The sequence below is a fragment of the Roseovarius sp. genome (genome assembly GCF_040223625.1).
Lineage (GTDB): Bacteria > Pseudomonadota > Alphaproteobacteria > Rhodobacterales > Rhodobacteraceae > Roseovarius.
In genome coordinates this window covers 1-19,846 of the sequence record NZ_JAVKFX010000051.1, presented here as the reverse complement: position 1 = coordinate 19,846, position 19,846 = coordinate 1, and the positions used below count along the sequence as shown (strand labels likewise).

Annotated in this window: 14 protein-coding genes; 12 read left to right on the top strand and 2 right to left on the bottom strand. The window is 68.5% G+C overall.

Features of this window, described 5'->3' with window-relative positions; genetic code table 11:
• The 5 genes from RLN94_RS16170 to RLN94_RS16150 form a co-directional block, all read left to right on the top strand.
• Positions 1 to 1,047: putative bifunctional diguanylate cyclase/phosphodiesterase (locus RLN94_RS16170; RefSeq protein ID WP_350169261.1), on the top strand; the 1,047-nt coding region annotated here is incomplete at its 5' end.
• Between the two features lie 112 nt (positions 1,048 to 1,159).
• A complete protein-coding gene (gene yidC / locus RLN94_RS16165; protein WP_350158527.1) occupies positions 1,160 to 3,022 on the top strand; it encodes a membrane protein insertase YidC in 1,863 nt (620 codons plus the stop codon).
• Entirely contained in the window at positions 3,022 to 3,765 is a 744-nt protein-coding gene (locus tag RLN94_RS16160) for an MOSC domain-containing protein (protein WP_350129395.1), read from the top strand. The genes yidC and RLN94_RS16160 overlap by 1 nt, the downstream gene beginning before the upstream one ends.
• On the top strand, positions 3,765 to 4,415 hold the full coding sequence (gene yihA, locus RLN94_RS16155) for a ribosome biogenesis GTP-binding protein YihA/YsxC (protein WP_350129399.1): 651 nt from the start codon (positions 3,765 to 3,767) through the stop codon (positions 4,413 to 4,415). Before RLN94_RS16160 ends, yihA begins: the two co-directional genes overlap by 1 nt.
• A gap of 453 nt (positions 4,416 to 4,868) precedes the next feature.
• On the top strand, positions 4,869 to 7,760 hold the full coding sequence (locus tag RLN94_RS16150; protein ID WP_350129402.1) for an error-prone DNA polymerase: 2,892 nt from the start codon (positions 4,869 to 4,871) through the stop codon (positions 7,758 to 7,760).
• Between the two features lie 64 nt (positions 7,761 to 7,824).
• Here RLN94_RS16150 and RLN94_RS16145 read toward each other — a convergent pair whose 3' ends face one another.
• Positions 7,825 to 8,313, bottom strand: coding sequence for a peroxiredoxin (locus RLN94_RS16145; RefSeq protein ID WP_350129405.1), 489 nt, complete (start codon positions 8,311 to 8,313; stop codon positions 7,825 to 7,827).
• 91 nt (positions 8,314 to 8,404) lie between these two features.
• Here RLN94_RS16145 and RLN94_RS16140 point away from each other — a divergent pair, with 91 nt between their 5' ends.
• Together RLN94_RS16140 and rsmD are read left to right on the top strand one after the other, a co-directional pair.
• Positions 8,405 to 9,616: an NAD(P)/FAD-dependent oxidoreductase gene (locus RLN94_RS16140; protein ID WP_350129408.1), complete on the top strand. Its 1,212-nt coding sequence runs from the start codon at positions 8,405 to 8,407 to the stop codon at positions 9,614 to 9,616.
• A complete protein-coding gene (rsmD, locus tag RLN94_RS16135; protein WP_350129411.1) occupies positions 9,613 to 10,173 on the top strand; it encodes a 16S rRNA (guanine(966)-N(2))-methyltransferase RsmD in 561 nt (186 codons plus the stop codon). The genes RLN94_RS16140 and rsmD overlap by 4 nt, the downstream gene beginning before the upstream one ends.
• 85 nt (positions 10,174 to 10,258) lie before the next feature.
• Here the strand turns inward: rsmD and RLN94_RS16130 are convergent, their stop codons facing one another.
• Positions 10,259 to 11,473 (bottom strand): FAD-dependent monooxygenase, encoded by a 1,215-nt coding sequence (locus tag RLN94_RS16130; protein ID WP_350129414.1) that lies wholly within the window; start codon positions 11,471 to 11,473, stop codon positions 10,259 to 10,261.
• A gap of 92 nt (positions 11,474 to 11,565) precedes the next feature.
• On the opposite strand from RLN94_RS16130, the gene RLN94_RS16125 reads away from it, so the two are divergent.
• The 5 genes from RLN94_RS16125 (at position 11,566) to RLN94_RS16105 (ending at position 19,673) form a co-directional block, all read left to right on the top strand.
• A complete protein-coding gene (locus RLN94_RS16125) occupies positions 11,566 to 12,894 on the top strand; it encodes an amidase (protein WP_350129417.1) in 1,329 nt (442 codons plus the stop codon).
• A 54-nt stretch (positions 12,895 to 12,948) separates the two neighbouring features.
• A complete protein-coding gene (locus RLN94_RS16120) occupies positions 12,949 to 14,454 on the top strand; it encodes an aromatic amino acid lyase (protein WP_350129420.1) in 1,506 nt (501 codons plus the stop codon).
• Between the two features lie 122 nt (positions 14,455 to 14,576).
• Entirely contained in the window at positions 14,577 to 15,755 is a 1,179-nt protein-coding gene (locus RLN94_RS16115; protein WP_350129424.1) for an aminotransferase class I/II-fold pyridoxal phosphate-dependent enzyme, read from the top strand.
• A gap of 18 nt (positions 15,756 to 15,773) precedes the next feature.
• On the top strand, positions 15,774 to 18,782 hold the full coding sequence (locus RLN94_RS16110; protein WP_350169256.1) for a DNA translocase FtsK: 3,009 nt from the start codon (positions 15,774 to 15,776) through the stop codon (positions 18,780 to 18,782).
• Between the two features lie 285 nt (positions 18,783 to 19,067).
• Entirely contained in the window at positions 19,068 to 19,673 is a 606-nt protein-coding gene (locus RLN94_RS16105) for a LolA family protein (RefSeq protein WP_350158756.1), read from the top strand.
• Positions 19,674 to 19,846: the final 173 nt, after the last annotated feature.

Genomic DNA, 19,846 nt, shown 5'->3' with positions numbered 1-19,846 from the left:
GTGGCAGTGCAAATGTCGGGACGGTTGCAAACCCGTGTGGAAGAACCCGTATCGCTGGATGCGCAGGCCGTTTACCTGTCCTGCTCGCTTGGGTTCGTGCTGGACAGCCAGTTGCGCGGCGCAAACGCGCAGGAAATGCTGACCGCCGCCAATCTTGCGCTTGAGGTCGCACGCGCGAACGCACCTTCGGCGATCCGTGCCTATGCGCCCGACATGGCGCATGGGCCAACGACACCCGACCGGCTGGCGGACGAGTTGGCGTCCGCGCTGGAGAAGGGGCAGATCGTGCCCTGGTTCCAACCGCAACTGTCTACCGACACCGGGCTGGTTTCTGGGTTCGAGGCGCTGGCGCGCTGGCACCATCCCCAGCGCGGCGTCCTCCTGCCCGGCACCTTCCTGCCGCATATCGAGAAGGCCGGCCTGACCGGCACGCTGCAGGCGATCATGCTGCGCGAGGCGCTCGAGGCGCTCGGCCGCTGGCAAGAGGCCGGGTTCACCATCCCCGGCGTCGGCGTCAACTTCTCGCCCACCGACCTGCGCGACCCGGCGCTGGCCGACACCGTCGCGTGGGAGCTCGACCGCCACGACCTCGCCCCGTCCCGCCTCAAGATCGAGATTCTCGAAACCGTCGTCTCCACCTCCCCGGATGACGAGACCGCCCGCAACATCCGCCGCCTCTCCGACCTCGGCTGCCGCATCGACCTCGACGATTTCGGCACCGGCCACGCCTCGATCTCCTCGCTCAAGCGGTTTTCCATCGACCGGCTCAAGATCGACCGCTCCTTCGTGCGCGGCATCGACACCGACCCGCGCCAGCAGCGCATGGTCGCGGCGATCCTGACCATGGCCGAACAGCTCGAACTCGAAACCCTCGCCGAAGGGGTGGAAACCGCCGGCGAACACTCCCTCCTGGCCCAGCTCGGATGTGCGCACGTGCAGGGGTTCGGCATCGCCCGGCCCATGCCCCCCGAGGCCACGCTGCCCTGGCTGCGCACCCACACGGGCAAGCTTCAGGCCCCGCCCGACCTGCGCAAGGGCGCGGTCTGAGGCCACGGCATCTGGCCGCACCCGGCCGCGAATTGCCCTGAATCCCCTTGACCTTTCGTCCCGCACTCTGTTGAACCCCGTCAAACTTTCTCAACCACGGGTGCCGCTGGCGATGGACGACCAGAACAAGAACCTCATCCTTGCAACCGCGCTCAGCTTCGTGGTGATCTTGCTGTGGTTCGTGCTGTTCCCGCCGCCCGAGGCGACGGACACGGCCGACACGACGACGCAGGAAACCACCCAGCAGACCGGCCAGCAGGGCACCGACACGGCCGGCGATGTCGCCGTAGCCCCCGGCTCGGCCGATCCCGGCACCGACACCGGTTCCGCCACCGCCGCCGCCACCGAGGAGGCCCCCGCCGAGGACGAGGCGCCCCGCGTCCGGATCGACACGCCCGAGCTTCTGGGCTCCATCTCGCTCCGCGGCGGCCGCATCGACCAGCTCGCGCTCAAGGACTACCGCGAAACCCTCGATCCCGATTCCGACATCGTCACCCTGCTCTCACCCGTCGGCAGCGAAAACCCCTATTACGCGCTCTTCGGCTGGGCCCCCGGCAGCGGCCTCTCGCGTGACGAAGTGCCCGGCGCCAACACCCTGTGGGAGCTCGAAGGCGACGGCACGCTCACCCCCGACAGCCCCATCGTGCTGACCTGGGACAACGGCGCCGGCCTGACCTTCCGCCGCGAGATGAGCGTCGACGACAAGTACATGTTCACCGTCACCCAGTCGGTCGAGAACACCGGCGACGACACCCGCTCGCTGGCCCCCTACGGCATCCTCGCCCGCCACGGCACGCCGCCCGACCTGAAGAACTTCTTCATCCTGCACGAGGGCGGCATCCGCATCGTCGACGGCGAACTGACCGAGATCGACTACGACGATTTCGAGCCCGCCTCGAACCACGAAACCCTCGCCGTGGAAGAGGCCGCCTGGACCGGCTTCACCGATCACTACTGGATGACCACGCTGATTCCCGAACAGCGCGCCGGCACCAAGATCAGCACCTTCCGCGACGGCCGCCGCGACATCTACCAGACCACCGCGCGCCACCCCACCGTCACCCTCGCCGCCGGCGAGACCGCCACCAGCGCGACCCGCGTCTTCGCCGGGGCCAAGGAATGGGCTACCATCCGCGAATACCAGAACGAGCAGGACGTCCCGAAATTCCTCGATTCGATCGACTGGGGCTGGTTCTTCTTCCTGACCAAGCCGATCTTCGCCGTGCTGCACTGGCTCAACGCCATGATCGGCAACATGGGCTGGGCGATCATCGCGCTGACGCTCATCATCAAGGCGCTGCTGCTGCCGCTCGCGTACAAGTCCTACGTCTCGATGGCGAAGATGAAGGAACTCCAGCCGCAGATGGAGAAGATCAAGGAAAGCGCCGGCGACGACCGCCAGAAGCTCCAGCAGGAGATGATGGCGCTCTACAAGAAGGAAAAGGTGAACCCCGCCTCGGGCTGCCTGCCGATCCTGCTGCAGATCCCGATCTTCTTCTCGCTCTACAAGGTGATCTTCGTCACGCTCGAACTGCGCCACGCGCCGTGGATCGGCTGGATCCGCGACCTCTCGGCGCCCGATCCCTCGTCGCTCTACAACCTCTGGGGCCTGCTGCCCTGGGCCGCGCCGGAACCCGGTTCGATCCTCGCGCTGATCTTCATCGGCATCCTGCCCCTGGGTCTCGGCGTCTCGATGTGGCTGCAGCAGAAACTGAACCCGGCCCCCACCGACCCGACGCAACAGATGATCTTCGCCTGGATGCCGTGGGTGTTCATGTTCATGCTCGGCAGCTTCGCCAGCGGGCTGGTCCTCTACTGGATCGCGAACAACACCATCACCTTCGCCCAGCAATACCTGATCATGCGCAGCCAGGGCTACAAACCGGATGTCTTCGGCAACATCAAGTCGAGCTTCAAGAAGAAGCCGAAAGCCTCCGAGGACGCCAAGAAACCGAAGAAGTCCGGGGGCAAGTGATGATCACGGTCGCCGCGCTCTGGCGTCACCCGATCAAGGGCCACGGGCGCGAGGAACTCGGCCGCGTCACCCTGACCGAGGGCCAGACCATGCCCTATGACCGGCGCTGGGCCGTCGCCCACGAGGCGGCCCGCGCCGACGGCTCGGCCTGGGCCCCCTGCGCCGAGTTTTCCCGCGGCGCCAAGGTGCCCGCCCTGATGGCGATCGACGCCCGCACGGACGAGGCCGCCGGCACGGTCACCCTCACCCATCCCGACCGGCCCGACCTCACCTTCGACCCCGAGAGCGAGGCGCGCGCCTTCCTCGACTGGGTCCGCCCCCTCATGCCGGAAAACCGCGCCCAGTCCGCCCGCATCGTCCGGGTCGAGGGCCGCGGCATGACCGACAGCGATTTCCCCTCCATCAGCTTGATCAACCTCGCCTCGAACGAGGCGCTGGGCGAACAGATGGAGCAGGATCTCTCGCCGCTCCGCTGGCGCGCCAACATCCACCTTTCGGGCCTGCCGGCCTGGTCGGAGTTCGACCTCGTCGGCAAGACCCTCCGCATCGGCACCGCCGAGCTGGAGGTGCGCGAACCCATCGTCCGCTGCCTCGCCACCACCGCCAACCCGGCCACCGGCGCGCGCGATGCCGACACGCTGGGCGCGCTCAAATCCGTCCACGGCCACCAGGATTTCGGCCTCTACGCCGTGGTCACCAAGACCGGCGAGATCGCCACCGGCGACACCGTCGAACCGCTCTGATGGCACTCCCCTTCCCCCTCGCCTCCGAGCCCGACCAGCACGCGTCCGAGACCGGCCGCAAGCTCTTTGCCGGGCCGGTCGATTTCGTGAAAGGCGTGGTCGCCATGTCCGGCCTGCCCCCCGCCGACCGGGCCGAGGTCTGCTTCGCTGGCCGCTCGAACGTCGGAAAATCCTCGCTGATCAACGCTTTGACGGGCCGAAAGGCCCTCGCCCGCGCCTCCAACACGCCGGGCCGCACGCAGGAAATCAACTACTTCGCCCTGGGCGACAGCCACTACCTCGTCGACCTGCCCGGCTACGGCTATGCCAACGCCCCCCTGCCCAAGGTCGCGGCGTGGCAGGCGCTCTTGAAGCAATACCTCTCCGGCCGCGCCACCCTGCGCCGCGCCTTCGTGCTGATCGACGCCCGCCACGGCATCAAGGAGGTCGACGAGGAAATCCTCTCCCTCCTCGATTCCGCCGCAGTCACCTTCCAATGCGTCCTGACCAAGGCCGACAAGGTCAAGGCTCAGGACCGCGAGGCAGTACTGACACAGGTCCGCGGCAAGCTCGCGAAACACCCCGCCGCCTTCCCCGAGATCATCCTGACCTCCAGCGAAAAGGGCGACGGCCTCGCCACCCTCCGCGCCACCATCGCCAGCGTGGCCTGAGCCCATCCCCGCCCCGGCCCCCGAGCCGGGGCCTCGCCCCTCAACCGCCAGAGTTCCCGGGTCAGGCCCGGAACGGGCAGCAGTCCTCCAAACCGCCTTCACCACCGCGTCCAACCCGCCCCGGCCCCCGAGCCGGGGCCTCGCGACCCAGCCGCCAGAGGTCCCGGGTCAAGCCCGGGACGGGTAGCAGTTCTCCAAACCACCTTCACCGCCGTTCCCAACCCGCCCCGGCCCCCGAGCCGGGGCCTCGCCCCTCAACCACCAGAGGTCCCGGGTCAAGCCCGGGACGGGCAGCAGTTCTCCAAACCACCTTCACCGCCGCTCCCAACCCGCCCCGGCCCCCGAGCCGGGGCCTCGCGACCTAGCCGCCAGAAGTCCCGGGTCAGGCCGGGAACAGATACCTCCAACTTCCGACTCCAAATAAGAACAAAACGTGAATATACTCCCCGGATCATGTTCACCGAACTCTCCGCCACCTCCAATTTCACCTTCCTGACCGGCGCCTCCCACCCCGAGGAATACATAAGCCGGGCGGCCTTTCTCGGCCTGCCCGCGCTCGCCATCGCCGACACCAATTCCGTGGCCGGCATCGTCCGCGCCCACACCGAAGCCCGCGAGATCGCCCGACAGGTCGCCGAACGCCGCGCGCTCGAATCGCAGGACGGCCCCATCGGCCCGCCCGCCCCCGATCCGCAACCGCCCGCATGGGCCATCACGCCCCGTCTCATCCCCGCCGCCCGCCTCTGCCTCACCGAAGGCATCGAACTCACCGCCCTGCCGCGCGACCGCACCGGCTGGGCGCGCCTCTGCCGGCTGATCAGCACCGGCCGCCTGCGCGCCGAGAAGGGCACCTGCCGCCTGACCATCGCCGACCTGCTGGAAAACGGCGGCCACATGGCCCTCCTCCTCCACCCGCCCGGGCCCCAGGACAAGCGCGACTGGGCCCGCCACACCCGCCGCCTCATCCGCCGCCATGGCGCCGACATGCACCTTCTCATGTCCCCCCGCTACGACGGGCAGGACCGGGCCCGCTTCGACACGCTGGCCGAGCTCGCCCGCCGCCTCGGCCTGCCCACCATCGCCTCGGCCACGCCGATGATGCACCACGCCCGCCGCCGCCGCCTCGCCGACGTGCTGACCGCCATCCGCACCGGCCGCCGGGTGGAAAGCCTCGGCCGCGACGCGCTGGCCAACGGAGAATGCCGCCTGCGGTCCCACACCGAAATGCTCCGCCTCTTCCCCGGCCACGAAGACGCCGTCCACCGCACCGCCCAGCTCGCCGACACCCTCACCTTCTCCCTCGACGAGCTGCGCTACGAATACCCGAGCGAGCTCTCCGACGGCGAAACCCCCGCCAGCCGCCTGCGCCGCCTCGCCTGTGAAGGGCTGCGCTGGCGCTACCCCTACGGCGCGCCCGAGAAGGTGAAAAACATGCTCGAACACGAGCTCGCCCTCATCGCCAAGCTGAAATACGAGCCCTACTTTCTCACCGTGAACGACGTGGTCGCCTTCGCCCGCTCCCGCGACATCCTCTGCCAGGGGCGCGGCTCGGCGGCCAACTCGGTGGTCTGCTACTGCCTCGGCGTGACCAGCGTGTCGCCCGAAACCGGCACCATGGTCTTCGAACGCTTCGTCTCCGAGGCCCGGAACGAGCCCCCCGATATCGACGTGGATTTCGAACATGAACGCCGCGAGGAGGTCATCCAGCACATCTACGAGCGCTACGGCCGCCACCGCGCCGGGCTCTGCGCCACGGTCATCCACTACCGCGGCAAACGCGCCATCCGAGAGGTGGGCGCCGCCATGGGCCTCTCACAAGACACCGTCGGCGCGCTGTCGTCCCAACTCTGGGGCTTCTTCGCCGCCGGCAACCTCGAACGCCAGCGGCTTCAGGAAATCGGCCTCGACTCCGACGACCCCCGCCTGCGCCAGACGATGGAGCTGATGCGCGAGATCGAGGGCTTCCCCCGCCACCTCTCGCAACACGTGGGCGGCTTCGTCATCACCGAGGGGCGGCTCGACGAACTGGTCCCGATCGAGAACGCCACCATGGAAAACCGCACTGTCATCTGCTGGGACAAGGACGATATCGACAGCCTCGGCATCCTCAAGGTCGACGTGCTGGCGCTTGGCATGCTCACCTGCATCCACAAGGCCTTCAACCTGCTCGAACAGCACCACGGGCAAAGCTACACGCTGGCCACCCTGCCGCCCGAAGACCCGGCCGTCTACGACATGCTCTGCGCGGCCGACAGCATCGGCGTCTTCCAGGTGGAAAGCCGGGCCCAGATGAACTTCCTACCCCGGATGCGGCCGCGCTGCTTCTACGACCTCGTCATCGAGGTCGCCATCATCCGCCCCGGCCCGATCCAGGGCGACATGGTCCACCCCTATATCCGAAGGCGGAACGGCGAGGAGGCCGTCGAATTCCCCTCCGACGAGCTGGGCCAGGTCCTCGGCAAGACCCTCGGCGTGCCGCTCTTCCAGGAACAGGCGATGCAGATCGCCATCACCGGCGCGGGCTTCACCCCCGAGGAGGCCGACCGCCTCCGCCGCTCGCTCGCCACCTTCAAGAAGAACGGCTCGGTCAGCGAATTCCGCACCCGCTTCCTCTCCGGCATGGCGAAAAACGGCTACGATGCCGACTTCGCCGAACGCTGCTTTTCCCAGATCGAGGGCTTCGGCTCCTACGGCTTCCCCGAAAGCCACGCGGCCTCCTTCGCGCTCTTGGTCTATGCCAGCGCCTGGATCAAGCGCCACCACCCCGCCGTCTTCGCCTGCGCGCTGCTCAACTCCCAGCCGATGGGCTTCTACGCCCCGGCCCAGATCGTCCGCGACGCCCGCGACCACGGGGTCGAGGTGCGGCCGGTCTGCGTGCAATCCAGCTACTACGACAACGTCCTCGAACCCGACGAACGCGGCGCCCTCGCCCTCCGCCTCGGCTTCCGGCAGGTCAAGGGCCTGTCCGAGGAAGACGCGGGCTGGATCACGGCCGCCCGCGGCAACGGCTACACGCAGGTCTCCGACATCTGGCGCCGCGCCGGCGTGCCGCCCGCCACCCTCACCCGGCTGGCCGAGGCCGACGCCTTCGCCGACCTGGGCCTCACCCGCCGCAACGCCCTATGGGAGGCCCGCGCGCTCGCCGGCGACAAACCCCTGCCCCTCTTCGCCGGCGACATGGAGGGCGAGGCGATCCACGAGCCCGCGGCCCACCTGCCGCAGATGACGCTGGGCGAGGAGGTGGTCGAGGATTACGTCGCCACAAGGCTCTCGCTCAAGGCGCACCCGGTGGCGCTCCTGCGCGACCTTCTGACGCCGCCGCACGTGGCAGGCCAAGGGAATTGAGTATTTCTGGAACAATGAAAGCCGGGGCGCGGCATGACACCCGCCCCGGCAAAGCCCGATGGGCTTAGATATCGGCCAGAAGGCCCTCGCCCGCCGACACTTCACAGGTGCCGGGGCTGTCTTCGAGGTTCAGACGGCTCACCTTGCCGTCTTCCACCAGCATCGCGTAGCGCTTCGAGCGGTCGATCAGCCCGGCGGGCGGGGCCGAGAACTCCATGCCCAACGCTTTGGTGAATTTCGCCTCCGGATCGCCCAGCATGGTGATCCCGGCGTCCGACGCACCGGTCGCCTCGCCCCAGTTGCCCATAACGAACGGGTCGTTCACGCTGACGCAGATGATCTCGTCCACGCCCTTCTCGGCAAACTGGTCCTTGGTGCGGATGAAGCTCGGCACGTGCGCCGAATGGCAGGTGGGCGTGAACGCGCCCGGCACGGCGAAGATCACGACCTTGCGCCCATCGGTTTTCGAGGACAGCTCGACCGGTTCCGGCCCTTCGCCCCCCATCTGAACCAGCGTTGCATCGGGAAGCTTGTCGCCAACAGTGATCGTCATTGTCGCATCCTGTCTATCAATTGCGTTTCCATCGGGGGTAGATATAGGGTCACGTCGACAAACTGACCATGATAAATCGGGAGGAACGGGCATGCCCGGCATAGTCGTGATCGGAGCGGGGCAGGCCGGCGCCTCGCTGGTGACCAAACTGCGCGCGCTGGGTTACGAGGGCCCGATCGCCCTTATCGGGGAAGAGCACGCGCCCCCCTACCAGCGCCCGCCGCTGTCCAAGAAATACCTCCTCGGCGAGATGGAGCTGGAACGCCTCTTCCTCCGCCCCGAAAGCTTCTACGGCGAGAACGGGATCGACCTGCACCTCGACACCCGCGTCGATTCCATCGACCGGCAAAACAAGCTGGTCATCGCCGGCGGCACATCCATCCCCTACGAGCATCTCGTGCTCACCACCGGCTCCGTGCCCCGCCGCCTGCCCGGCAGCATCGGCGGTGAGCTGCGCGGCGTCTACGTGGTGCGCGACCTGAACGATGTCGACACGATGGCGCCCGAATTCACCGAAGGCAAACGCGTGCTCATCGTCGGCGGCGGCTATATCGGGCTCGAGGCGGCAGCAGTCGCGGCCTCCCGCGGGCTCAAGGTGACGCTCGTGGAAATGGCCGACCGCATCCTCCAGCGCGTCGCCTGCCGCGAAACCTCCGACTATTTCCGCAAGCTTCACACCGACCACGGTGTCGACATCCGCGAAGGCGTGGGCCTCGACACCCTCACCGGCGAAGGCCACGTCACCGGCGCCCGCCTCTCCGACGGCACGAAGATCGAGACCGATTTCGTCATCGTCGGCGTCGGCATCACCCCCGCCACCGCCCTGGCCGAGGCCGCCGGGCTCGAGGTCGAGAACGGCATAAAAACCGACGAACACGGCCGCACCTCCGACCCCGCCATCTGGGCCGCGGGCGATTGCGCCTCCTTCCCCCATGACGGCGCCCGCATCCGGCAGGAAAGCGTGCCCAACGCCATCGACATGGCCGAGCTGGTGGCCGAGAACATCATGGGCGCCGACAAGGCTTACGTCCCCCAGCCGTGGTTCTGGTCCGACCAGTACGACGTCAAGCTGCAGATCGCCGGGCTCAACACCGGCTATGACCGCGTCATCGCCCGCCCGGGCGAGCATGAGAACGCGGCCTCCTTCTGGTACTACAAGGGCGACAATCTGCTCGCCGTCGACGCCATGAACGACGCCCGCGCCTACATGGTCGGCAAGCGCCTGATCGACGCCGGCAAATCCCCCGATCCCGACGCCATCGAGAATGTCGACACCGACCTCAAGGCGCTCCTGAAGGCATGAGGATCATCGGCGGCGCCTTCCGCGGCCGCCGGCTCGCCTCGGTGGGCCGCGGCGATGCGGCGGCGCATCTGCGCCCCACCTCCGACCGCGTGCGCGAGAGCCTCTTCAACGTGCTCGCCAACGCCCATGCCGACCGGCTGGACGACGCCCGCGTGCTCGACCTCTTCGCCGGCACCGGCGCGCTGGGGCTCGAGGCGGTCTCCCGCGGCGCGGCCCATGTCACCTTCGTCGAAAACGGCCGCACGGCCCAGAAACTCCTCCGCGAGAACATCCGCCTCTGCAGCGCCGAGGACATGACGCAGACCCTCCCCCGCGACGCCCGCAAACCCGGCCCCGCCCCCGCGCCCTGCACCCTCGTCTTCCTCGACCCGCCCTACGGCAAGGGTCTCGGCGAACAGGCCCTCGCCGCCGCCATCGCCCAGGGCTGGATCGCCCATGACGCCCTGATCGTCTGGGAGGAAAGCGCCGACATAACCCCGCCATACGGCCTCACCCAGATCGACGAACGCCGCTACGGCGACACGTTCATCCGCCTGCTGGAATACACACAGCCTTGAGCTTCTTCTTGGCCCAAATACTCCGGGGGAGGCGTTGAATTTGCAAGGGAAATTCAACGTTGGGGGCAGAGCCCCCTACCCCCTCTCAGCCCTTCATCAACTCCGGCAGATCCCCGGTCAGCCCCGCCGCCTCGCGAATGAACCCGCGCCGCAGCCCCGGCATCGCGCCAAGCACGCCCATCCCGATATCGCGACCCAGCCGCAGCAGCGGATTGTCATTCGAAAACAGCCGGTTCGTCGCATCCGTCACCGCAGCCAGCGTCGCCGTATCGAACCGCCGCCACTGCTGGTAGCGCGCCAGCACGTCCGGCGCCGCGAAATCCTCGCCGCGTCGCGCGGCCTCGCCCAGCACCTGCGCCAAAGCCCCCACATCGCGCAGCCCGGCATTCAGCCCCTGCCCGGCAATCGGATGCATCCCATGCGCCGCATCGCCCACCAGCGCCAGCCGCTCGGCCACGAAACTGTTGGCGATGGTCAGGCCCAAGGGATAGGTATAGCGCTTGCCCTTCAGGCGGATTTCCCCAAGAAAATCGCCGAAGCGCGGCCGCAGCACCTCCATGAAATCGGCGTCATCCAGCGCGGCAAAGGCCGCCGCCGTCTCCTCGCTCTCGCTCCACACGATCGAGCTCACGTTCCCCGGCAGCGGCAAGATCGCCAGCGGCCCGGGCGGCATGAAGAACTGGTGCGCGATCCCGTGATGCGGCAACTCATGCGCCACCGCCGCCACCAGCGCCGTCTGCCCATAGCCCCAGCCGGTGCGCCTGATCCCGGCCCGTGCCGCCGTGCCCGACGCGCGCCCGTCACAACCCACGACCATCCGGCCCGACACACGCTTCCCCGACGCGAGCGTCAGCGTCACGCCCCGCGCGTCCACCTCCTGCGCCGCCACGCTGTCGGTGATCTGGGTGATCTCCTCGGCCGCGCCCATCGCCTCAAGCAAGGCCCGCCGCAGGTACCGGTCCTCGATCATGTGCCCCATCGGGCCTTCCTCGATCTCGGCATGGTCGAAATGCAGGAAGAAGGGCGACGGCCCCTCCCCCGCGCGCCCGTCCGACACCTTGATTTCCAGCATCGGCTGGGCGTGGTCCTCGACCCGCTCCCACACACCGATCCGCCGCAACAGCCGCACCGAGGCCAGCGCCAGCGCATAACCCCGCCCGTCGAACGCGGCATTCTTGCGCACGGTCTCGGGCAACGCATCGATCACGGTCACGCGGCGTCCCGCCTGGGCCAGCGCCAACGCCAGCGCCGGGCCGTTCAGGCCCCCGCCGACGATCAGGATATCGCTCATATCGCTCATGCCCCTCAATATGGACAGCCCGGCGGGATTGTCCATGCGCCGCACTGCCGCTACGGTCGCTTTCCGAAGGCAAGCAGGAAGGGACAGCGGGCATGAAAGACTGGCTACACATGACGGCGGCCGATCTCGGCCGGGGCATCGAGAAGGGCGAGATCGACCCGGTCACGCTCTGCGACACCTACCTTTCCGCCATCGACGCCCACCCCGCAAGCGACCGGATCTTCACCATCGTCACCCATGACCGCGCCCGCGCCGAGGCGAAGGCCGCCAAGGCCCGCGCCGACGCAAAGCTCCGCCTCGGCCCGCTCGACGGCGTACCGGTCAGCTGGAAAGACCTGTTCAACACCGCCGGCCTCGCCACCTGCTCCGGCTCCCGCCTGCTGGAAGACCGCGTGCCCGAGCATGACGCGCCGGTGCTCGCCACCGCCACCCGCGCGGGGCTCGTCTGCCTCGGCAAGACCCATATGAGCGAGTTCGCCTTCTCCGGCCTCGGCCTCAACCCGATGACGGCGACACCCCCCAACATCAACGACCCCGGGGCGGTACCCGGCGGCTCCTCCTCCGGCGCGGCGGCCAGCGTGGCCCACGGCCTCGCCGCCTGCGGCATCGGCAGCGACACCGGCGGCTCGGTCCGCATCCCCTCGGCCTGGAACGACCTGACGGGGTTGAAAACCACCTCCGGCCGCATCCCGCTCACCGGTGTCGTGCCGCTTTGCGAGAAGTTCGACACCGTCGGACCGCTGTCGCGCTCGGTCGAGGATTGCGCCCTCGTCCTCGCCGCGCTCGAAGGCACCAAACCCGCCGACCTCAATGGCACGTCACTGAAAGGCGCCCGCTTCGCCGCCCTGCAGACCGTGGTGATGGACGACGTGCGCGACGCGCCCGCCAAGGCCTATGCCAACGCCGTCGAGCGCCTGAAAGACGCAGGCGCCACCGTCGAGCCCATCGATTCGCCCGAGATCGAAGAAGCCATGCCCATGTCCGGCGTCCTCTTCACCGCCGAGGCCTACGGCATCTGGCACGACACGATCGAGGCCGCGCCGGACCGGATGTTCAAACCCATCCTCGAACGCTTCCGCGGCGGCCGCGACGTCACCGCGCCCACCTACGTGGCCGCGTGGCGCCGGCTGGAACAGCTCCGCCGCGACTGGCACGCGCGCGTCGCGGGCTACGACGCGGTGATCCTGCCCGCGTCTCCCAACCTGCCGCCCAACGCCGAACGCCTGATGACCGATGACGAGTTCTACGTCACCGAGAACCTGCTCACCCTGCGCAACACCCGCGTCGCCAACCTGATGGGGCTCGCCTCCATGAGCCTGCCCACCGGCACGCCAAGCTGCGGGCTGATGCTCTGCGGCAAGCCGTTCGGCGAGGAACACCTCCTGCGCGTGGCCAGCGCTGTCGAAAAGGCGCTGGTGTGACGCCCGTGGCCTGCGTCGGAATTTGAGTATTTTGGGAAAGATGAAAGACGGGTCATGGCAAAGCTGGTGCTGGACGGGACGGGGCTGACGGTCGAGGCATTGGCGGCGGCGGCGCGCGGCACCGGCGGCGTGGCGCTGGCCGAAAGCGGGCTGGCAAAGATGCGCGAGACCCGCGCGCTGATCGACCATGCCATCGAGAACCGCATCCCCGTCTACGGCGTCACCACCGGCCTCGGGGCGCGCTCGACCGAGGCGCTGGATGCCGACACACTCGCCGGTTTCTCCCTGCAAACCATCCGCGGCCGGGCCCATGCGGTGGGCGAGCCGATGCCGCGCGAGACCGTCCGCGCCCTGATGCTGGCAAGGCTCAACACGCTGCTTACCGGCTATAGCGGCGCGCGCCCGGAGGTGGCGGATTACCTGGCGAAGGTCCTCGACACCAACCTCGTGCCCGTCGCGGGCGGGCTCGGCTCAATCGGCGGCGGCGACCTCGTGCTCAACGCCACGGTGGCGCTTGCGCTGATCGGCGAAGGCCGCATGACATGCCCCGACGGAACCGAAGGCCCCGCCGCCGACATGCTCCGCGCCGCCAGCATCGAACCGCTGCAACTGGCCCCGCGAGACGGGCTGGCGCTCGCCAACCACACGGGCTTTTCCGCCGGGCTCGGCGCGCTGGCGCTCGACGCGGCGCTCACGGGCTTCGCGGCGGCCCAGGCGGCGGCCTGCCTGACCATGGAGGGCTTCCGCGCCAATCTCACTCCACTCGACCCGCGGGCGCTCGCCGCCAAACCCCTGCCCGGCCAGACCATTGCCGCCGAGGGCCTGCGCACCCAGCTCGAAGGCTCCGCGCTCTGGCAGCCGGGCACCGCCCGCCGCCTGCAGGATCCGCTCTCCATCCGCAACACCGTCCAGATCCACGGCGGCACCGCCGCCGCCCTCGCCAACGCCCGGCCCGTCGTGGAATGCGAACTCAACGGCGCCTCCGACAACCCCATCGCCATCGCCGAAACCGGCGAGGTCATCTCCTGCGGCGCCTATCACAGCACCGAACTGGGCCTCGCGCTCGAATCCGTCTCCCGCGCCTGGCAGCACCTCGCCATGGGCCAGGTCGCCCGCATCGCCCGCATGATGGACCCCGATTTCACCGGCCTGCCGCTCTTCCTCGCCCGCCCCGACAGCGGCTCCAACGCCTTCGCGCCGGTGCTCAAGCTGGCCGAGGACCTTGCCGCCGAAATCACCCAGGCCGCCATGCCCCAGCCCGTCTGGCCCTCGATCAACGCCAACGGCGTCGAGGACAGCCTCACCTCCGCCCCGGTCGCCGCCCGCACCCTCACCCGCATCAACGACCTCGGCCGCCGCCTGACCGCGATCGAGCTGATGGTCGGCGCCCAGGCGGCCGACCTGCGCGGCATCCCCGCCGATCTCGGCCCGCCCATGGCCCGCCTCTACCGCGCCATCCGCGCCCTCTCGCCGCAGATCGACACCGACCGCCCGCTCACCAACGACATGGAATCGCTGGCGAAACACATCCGCGAGGGCCGCCTGCCACCCCCGGCCTGACCCACTGCCAAAATGCCACAACCCTCTGTCAAGGCATTGGTTTCGCTGGACCTGATGCAAGTCCTCCGGTACATTTTATCCAAACGGGGCACCAACGATCCCGGTATCTGAGGCAGGACGAGATGTTTCCCGAGCGGTTTTCGAACCTACCGGAATATGCATTCCCGCGTTTGCGGGCGTTGCTGGATTCGCACAAACCCGGCGGCGACACGTTGCATATGACCATTGGCGAGCCGAAACACCCGTTTCCGGCATGGATCACCGATGTCATCACGGATCACGCCCACGAGTTCGGCAACTACCCCGCGAACGAGGGCACGCCCGAGCTGCGCCAGTCGATCTGCGACTGGGTCAAGCGCCGATACAAGGTCACGCTCAAGCCCGACACCCAGGTCATGGCGCTCAACGGCACCCGCGAAGGGCTCTACAACGCCATGATGGCGCTCTGCCCCGAGGCGAAGAACGGCAAGTGGCCGATGGTCCTCATCCCCAACCCGTTCTACCAGGTCTACATGGTCGCCGCGCTCAGCGTCGGCGCCGAACCCGTGTTCCTGCCCGCCACCAAGGAAAACGGCTTCCTGCCCGATTTCAGCGAGGTGCCGGGCGACATCCTCAACCAGGTCACCGTGGCCTATCTCTGTTCGCCCTCCAACCCGCAGGGCGCCATCGCCACGCGCGAGGACTGGGCCCACCTGATCGGGCTGGCCGAGCTCTACGATTTCAAGATCTTCGCCGACGAATGCTATTCCGAGATCTACCGGGACGAGCCGCCCGTGGGCGCCCTGCAGGTGGCCAAGGAAATGGGCGCCGACCCCGAGCGCGTGCTGATCTTCCACAGCCTGTCGAAACGCTCGAACCTGCCGGGCCTGCGCTCGGGCTTCGTGGCGGGCGGGCCGGAGTCGATCCGCCGCCTGAAACAGCTTCGCGCCTATGCCGGCTCGCCCCTGCCCATGCCGCTGCAGCGCGCCGCCGAAAAGCTCTGGGCCGACGAGGCGCATGTCGACGAGAACCGCGCGCTCTACCAGGAGAAATACGCGCTGGCCGACGAGATCATGCACCGCGTGCCGGGCTACAACCCGCCCGAGGCCGGGTTCTTCCTCTGGCTGCCCGTGGCGGATGGCGAAGACGCGGCGCTGCGGCTCTGGAAGAAGACCGGCGTCCGGGTGCTCCCCGGCGCCTATCTCAGCCGCGACACAGACGCCGGCAACCCCGGCAAAACCTACATCCGGGCCGCGATGGTGGCCCCAAAAGACGAGATGGCGGAGGGCCTCACACGGCTGCGCGACTGTCTCTACACATGAACGAGGACGAGGCGAAACATGGCATACCAGACACGCGGGCGCGACCCGTTGCTTGACAGTTCGATGGCCGAGGCGATCGAGAAGCGCGGCAAGGAACTTGCCGGGCTCGTGCTGCTGGCGATCGGCATGATGGCGACGGCGATGATCCTGTCCTACCACCCCGACGACCCGAGCTGGATGTCGGCCACCGACGCGCCGGTGAAGAACTGGATGGGCCATCTCGGCGCCTCGCTGGCGGCCACCGTGTTCATGGTGATCGGCTGGGGCGCGCTGGGCTTCGCCATCATGATCTGCGCCTGGGGCCTGCGCTTCACCCTCCACCGGGGCGAGGACCGCGCGGTCAGCCGGCTGATCTTCGCACCGATCTGGCTGGCGCTGCTGTCGCTCTTCGCCGCCACGCTGACGCCGGGCACAAGCTGGGTCGCCACCCACAGCTTCGGCCTCGGCGGGCTCTTCGGCGATACCGTTCTCGCCACCTTCCTCGGCATCATGCCCTTCGGCGCGGGGCTCAGCCTCAAGCTCCTGTCGCTGATCATGGCCGGCCTCGCCATCACCGTGGGCCTCTTCGTGCTGGGCGCCTCGCGCCGCGAACTCCTCCTCGCCGCCCGCTTCCTGCTGGTCGGCCTGATCATGACCTATGTCGCCCTGCGCTCGGCCCTCGGCCGCGGCGCCACCGGGGCGGCGCAGGCCTCGATGGGGCTCAAGTCCGGCGTCCAGGGCCACCTCCAGCGCCGCGCCGAACGCCGCGCCGAGGAAGCCGCCTATGCCGAGGAAGAGGACCGTGCCGCCCGCATCGTGCCGGCCGCGTCCACCCGCAAGCTGCGGGCCGAGCCGGCCCTCCACGCCGCGCCCGCCGCCCGCCGCGCCGCGCCGCACCCCGTGGCCGCCCCGGCCCCCGCCGCACCCCCGAGGCAGGCCGTCAAACCCGAGCCCGAGAAATCCGGCGGCCTGCTGGCCCGGATGCCCTCGCTCATCCGCCGCCCCGAGCCGGAGCCCGAGCCCGAGCTGATCGACCGCTCCTACCACGGCGAGATGCCCGACACCCCCGGCCCCGACCGCATCCGCGCCAAGATCGCCGATGCCGTCCGCTCGCGCCGCCGCCCGGCCGAGGACGAGGTCGCGATCCAGGAAATCCCCCACGACAAGCCGCTGACCAAGGGACGCGGCCGTGGCCCCGATCCGCTGCTGCTGGCGCCGCGCACCGCGAAACTGCCGCCCGAGCCGCCGCTCACCGCGGCCCATGTTCCCGCGGCCGCGGCCCCGGCCCCCGCGCAATTCGTCAACGATTTCGCCGCCGATGCACAGGACGACGCCTGGGATGACGACGATTACAACGCCTTTCTCGACGGCGACGACATGACCCCCGAACCGGCGATGCAGGCCCGTCCGCGCCTCCCCGCGGCCGAGCCGAAGAAGGTCGTGCAGCACCCGCCGCGCAAGGCCCCGCAACCCTCCACCCGCGCCCAGGCCGAGGCCCAGCCCACCCTGCAATTCGAGAAGAAGCTGGATTTCGAGTTCGAGCTTCCCGCCCTCAGCCTGCTGACCAACCCCTCGAAGATCGAACGCCTCCACCTCAGCGACGAGGCGCTCGAGGAAAACGCCCGGATGCTGGAAAACGTGCTCGACGATTACGGCGTCAAGGGCGAGATCGTCTCGGTCCGCCCCGGCCCCGTCGTCACCATGTACGAGCTGGAACCGGCGCCCGGCCTCAAGGCCTCCCGCGTGATCGGGCTGGCCGACGACATCGCCCGCTCCATGTCGGCGCTCTCGGCCCGCGTCTCCACCGTGCCGGGCCGTAGCGTGATCGGCATCGAGCTGCCCAACGATCACCGCGAGATGGTCGTCCTGCGCGAACTCCTCGCCTCCCGAGATTTCGGCGACAGCAACATGCGCCTGCCGCTCGCGCTCGGCAAGGATATCGGCGGCGACCCGGTGATCTCCAGCCTCGCCAAGATGCCCCACCTGCTCATCGCCGGCACCACCGGCTCGGGCAAGTCCGTGGCCATCAACACCATGATCCTCAGCCTCCTCTACAAGCTCACGCCCGAGGAATGCCGCCTGATCATGATCGACCCCAAGATGCTGGAGCTTTCCGTCTATGACGGCATCCCGCACCTGCTCTCGCCCGTGGTGACCGACCCCAAGAAGGCCGTGGTCGCCCTGAAATGGGTCGTGGCCGAGATGGAGGAGCGCTACCGCAAGATGTCCAAGATGGGCGTGCGCAACATCGACGGCTACAACAGCCGCGTCGACGACGCGCTCTCGCGCGGCGAGATGTTCTCGCGCACCGTCCAGACCGGCTTCGACGACGACACCGGCGAACCCGTCTTCGAGACCGAGGAATTCGCGCCCGAAAGAATGCCCTATATCGTCGTCATCGTCGACGAGATGGCCGACCTGATGATGGTCGCCGGCAAGGAGATCGAGGCCTGCATCCAGCGCCTCGCCCAGATGGCCCGCGCCTCCGGCATCCACCTGATCATGGCCACCCAGCGCCCCTCGGTCGACGTCATCACCGGCGCGATCAAGGCCAACTTCCCCACAAGGATCTCCTTCCAGGTGACCTCCAAGGTCGACAGTCGCACGATCCTCGGCGAAATGGGCGCCGAACAGCTCCTCGGCATGGGCGACATGCTCTACATGGCCGGCGGCGGCAAGATCACCCGCTGTCACGGGCCGTTCGTCTCGGACGAGGAAGTCGAGGAAGTGGTCAGCCACCTCAAGGCCTACGGCCCGCCCGACTATGTCGGCGGCGTCCAGGACGGCCCCGAGGACGAGAAGGCCAGCGACATCGACGCGGTGCTCGGCCTCAACACCGGCGGCAACACCGATGGCGAGGACGCGCTCTACGACCAGGCCGTCCAGATCGCCATCACCGACCGCAAATGCTCGACCTCCTATATCCAGCGCAAGCTGGCCATCGGCTACAACAAGGCCGCGCGCCTCGTCGAGCAGATGGAGGACGAAGGCGTCGTCAGCCCGGCCAACCACGTCGGCAAGCGCGAAATCCTCGTCCCCGAGCAATAACCCCCCGCCCCGGGCCCGACCCGGGGCCTCTCACCACTCCCCGCCCCGGTCCCGACCCGGGGCCTCGTACCACCCGCACCAGAGGTCCCGGATCAGGTCCGGAACGGACACCCCCCTGCCCGCCCCGGCCCCCGAGCCGGGGCCTCCGCCGCAGCCCATCATCCCCCGCCCCCGGGCTCGACCCGGGGCCTCGTACCACCCGCACGGCCACCACCACCCCCCTGCCCCGCAAATTTCCGTGATCGCCATGGTGCAATTCGCCGCGCCAACCCCTAAATAGGCCTCATGACCATGATCCGTACCCTCCTAGCCTCGGCCGCCCTCTCTCTCGCGGCCCTGCCCGCGGCGGCCGAGAAGCTCTCGCTGGGCGAGATTTCCAGCTACCTGAACAGCTTTCAGGCGGCCCAGGGAAAATTCACCCAGATCAACGAGGATCAGACGATCTCGACCGGCCAGATCTACATCAAGCGCCCCGGCCGGGTGCGCTTCGAATACGATCCGCCCGAAGAGACGCTGGTGCTGGCCGACGGCACCCGCGTCGGCGTGATCGACCCCAAGTCGAACACCGGCCCCGAGGCCTATCCCCTGCACCGTACGCCGCTGAAGATCGTGCTGGCCAACAACGTGGATTTCACCCGCGAGCGCATGGTCACCGGTCATGACAGCGACGGCAAGACAACCACCGTCCGCGCGCAGGATCCGGATAACCCCGATTACGGCAGCATCGAGCTCGTCTTCACCGACAATCCGGTCGAGCTGCGCCAATGGGTCGTCACCGACGACACCGGCACCCGCACCACCGTGGTACTGGGCGATCTGAAGACCGGCGTCTCGATCAGCGACGACCGCTTCGTCATTCCGGGCGTCGGCGTCGACACGATCGACCGGTAATATCCTACGTTGATAAGCCGCGCATCGACGGGCCGTGGCGCGGCGATCCAACAGGGGTGATGGGCATTTTATCCCTGCCGCGCACTTCTGTCCTGTCTGTGTTGCACTGACCTCGCCAAATCGCCGTGCCGTCCGGACGGCCCGTCGATGCGCGGCGGGCTGCGCCCACGATT

What these genes read in the sequence shown, in the direction of transcription:
- RLN94_RS16145 (WP_350129405.1), bottom strand. Translation starts at nt 8,313, where the DNA reads ATGACGATCACTGTTGGCGACAAGCTTCCCGATGCAACGCTGGTTCAG.
- RLN94_RS16130 (WP_350129414.1), bottom strand. Translation starts at nt 11,473, where the DNA reads ATGAGCGATATGAGCGATATCCTGATCGTCGGCGGGGGCCTGAACGGC.
- RLN94_RS16160 (WP_350129395.1), top strand. Translation starts at nt 3,022, where the DNA reads ATGATCACGGTCGCCGCGCTCTGGCGTCACCCGATCAAGGGCCACGGG.
- rsmD (WP_350129411.1), top strand. Translation starts at nt 9,613, where the DNA reads ATGAGGATCATCGGCGGCGCCTTCCGCGGCCGCCGGCTCGCCTCGGTG.
- RLN94_RS16115 (WP_350129424.1), top strand. Translation starts at nt 14,577, where the DNA reads ATGTTTCCCGAGCGGTTTTCGAACCTACCGGAATATGCATTCCCGCGT.
- RLN94_RS16105 (WP_350158756.1), top strand. Translation starts at nt 19,068, where the DNA reads ATGACCATGATCCGTACCCTCCTAGCCTCGGCCGCCCTCTCTCTCGCG.
- yidC (WP_350158527.1), top strand. Translation starts at nt 1,160, where the DNA reads ATGGACGACCAGAACAAGAACCTCATCCTTGCAACCGCGCTCAGCTTC.
- RLN94_RS16110 (WP_350169256.1), top strand. Translation starts at nt 15,774, where the DNA reads ATGGCATACCAGACACGCGGGCGCGACCCGTTGCTTGACAGTTCGATG.
- RLN94_RS16150 (WP_350129402.1), top strand. Translation starts at nt 4,869, where the DNA reads ATGTTCACCGAACTCTCCGCCACCTCCAATTTCACCTTCCTGACCGGC.
- RLN94_RS16120 (WP_350129420.1), top strand. Translation starts at nt 12,949, where the DNA reads ATGGCAAAGCTGGTGCTGGACGGGACGGGGCTGACGGTCGAGGCATTG.
- RLN94_RS16125 (WP_350129417.1), top strand. Translation starts at nt 11,566, where the DNA reads ATGAAAGACTGGCTACACATGACGGCGGCCGATCTCGGCCGGGGCATC.
- yihA (WP_350129399.1), top strand. Translation starts at nt 3,765, where the DNA reads ATGGCACTCCCCTTCCCCCTCGCCTCCGAGCCCGACCAGCACGCGTCC.
- RLN94_RS16140 (WP_350129408.1), top strand. Translation starts at nt 8,405, where the DNA reads ATGCCCGGCATAGTCGTGATCGGAGCGGGGCAGGCCGGCGCCTCGCTG.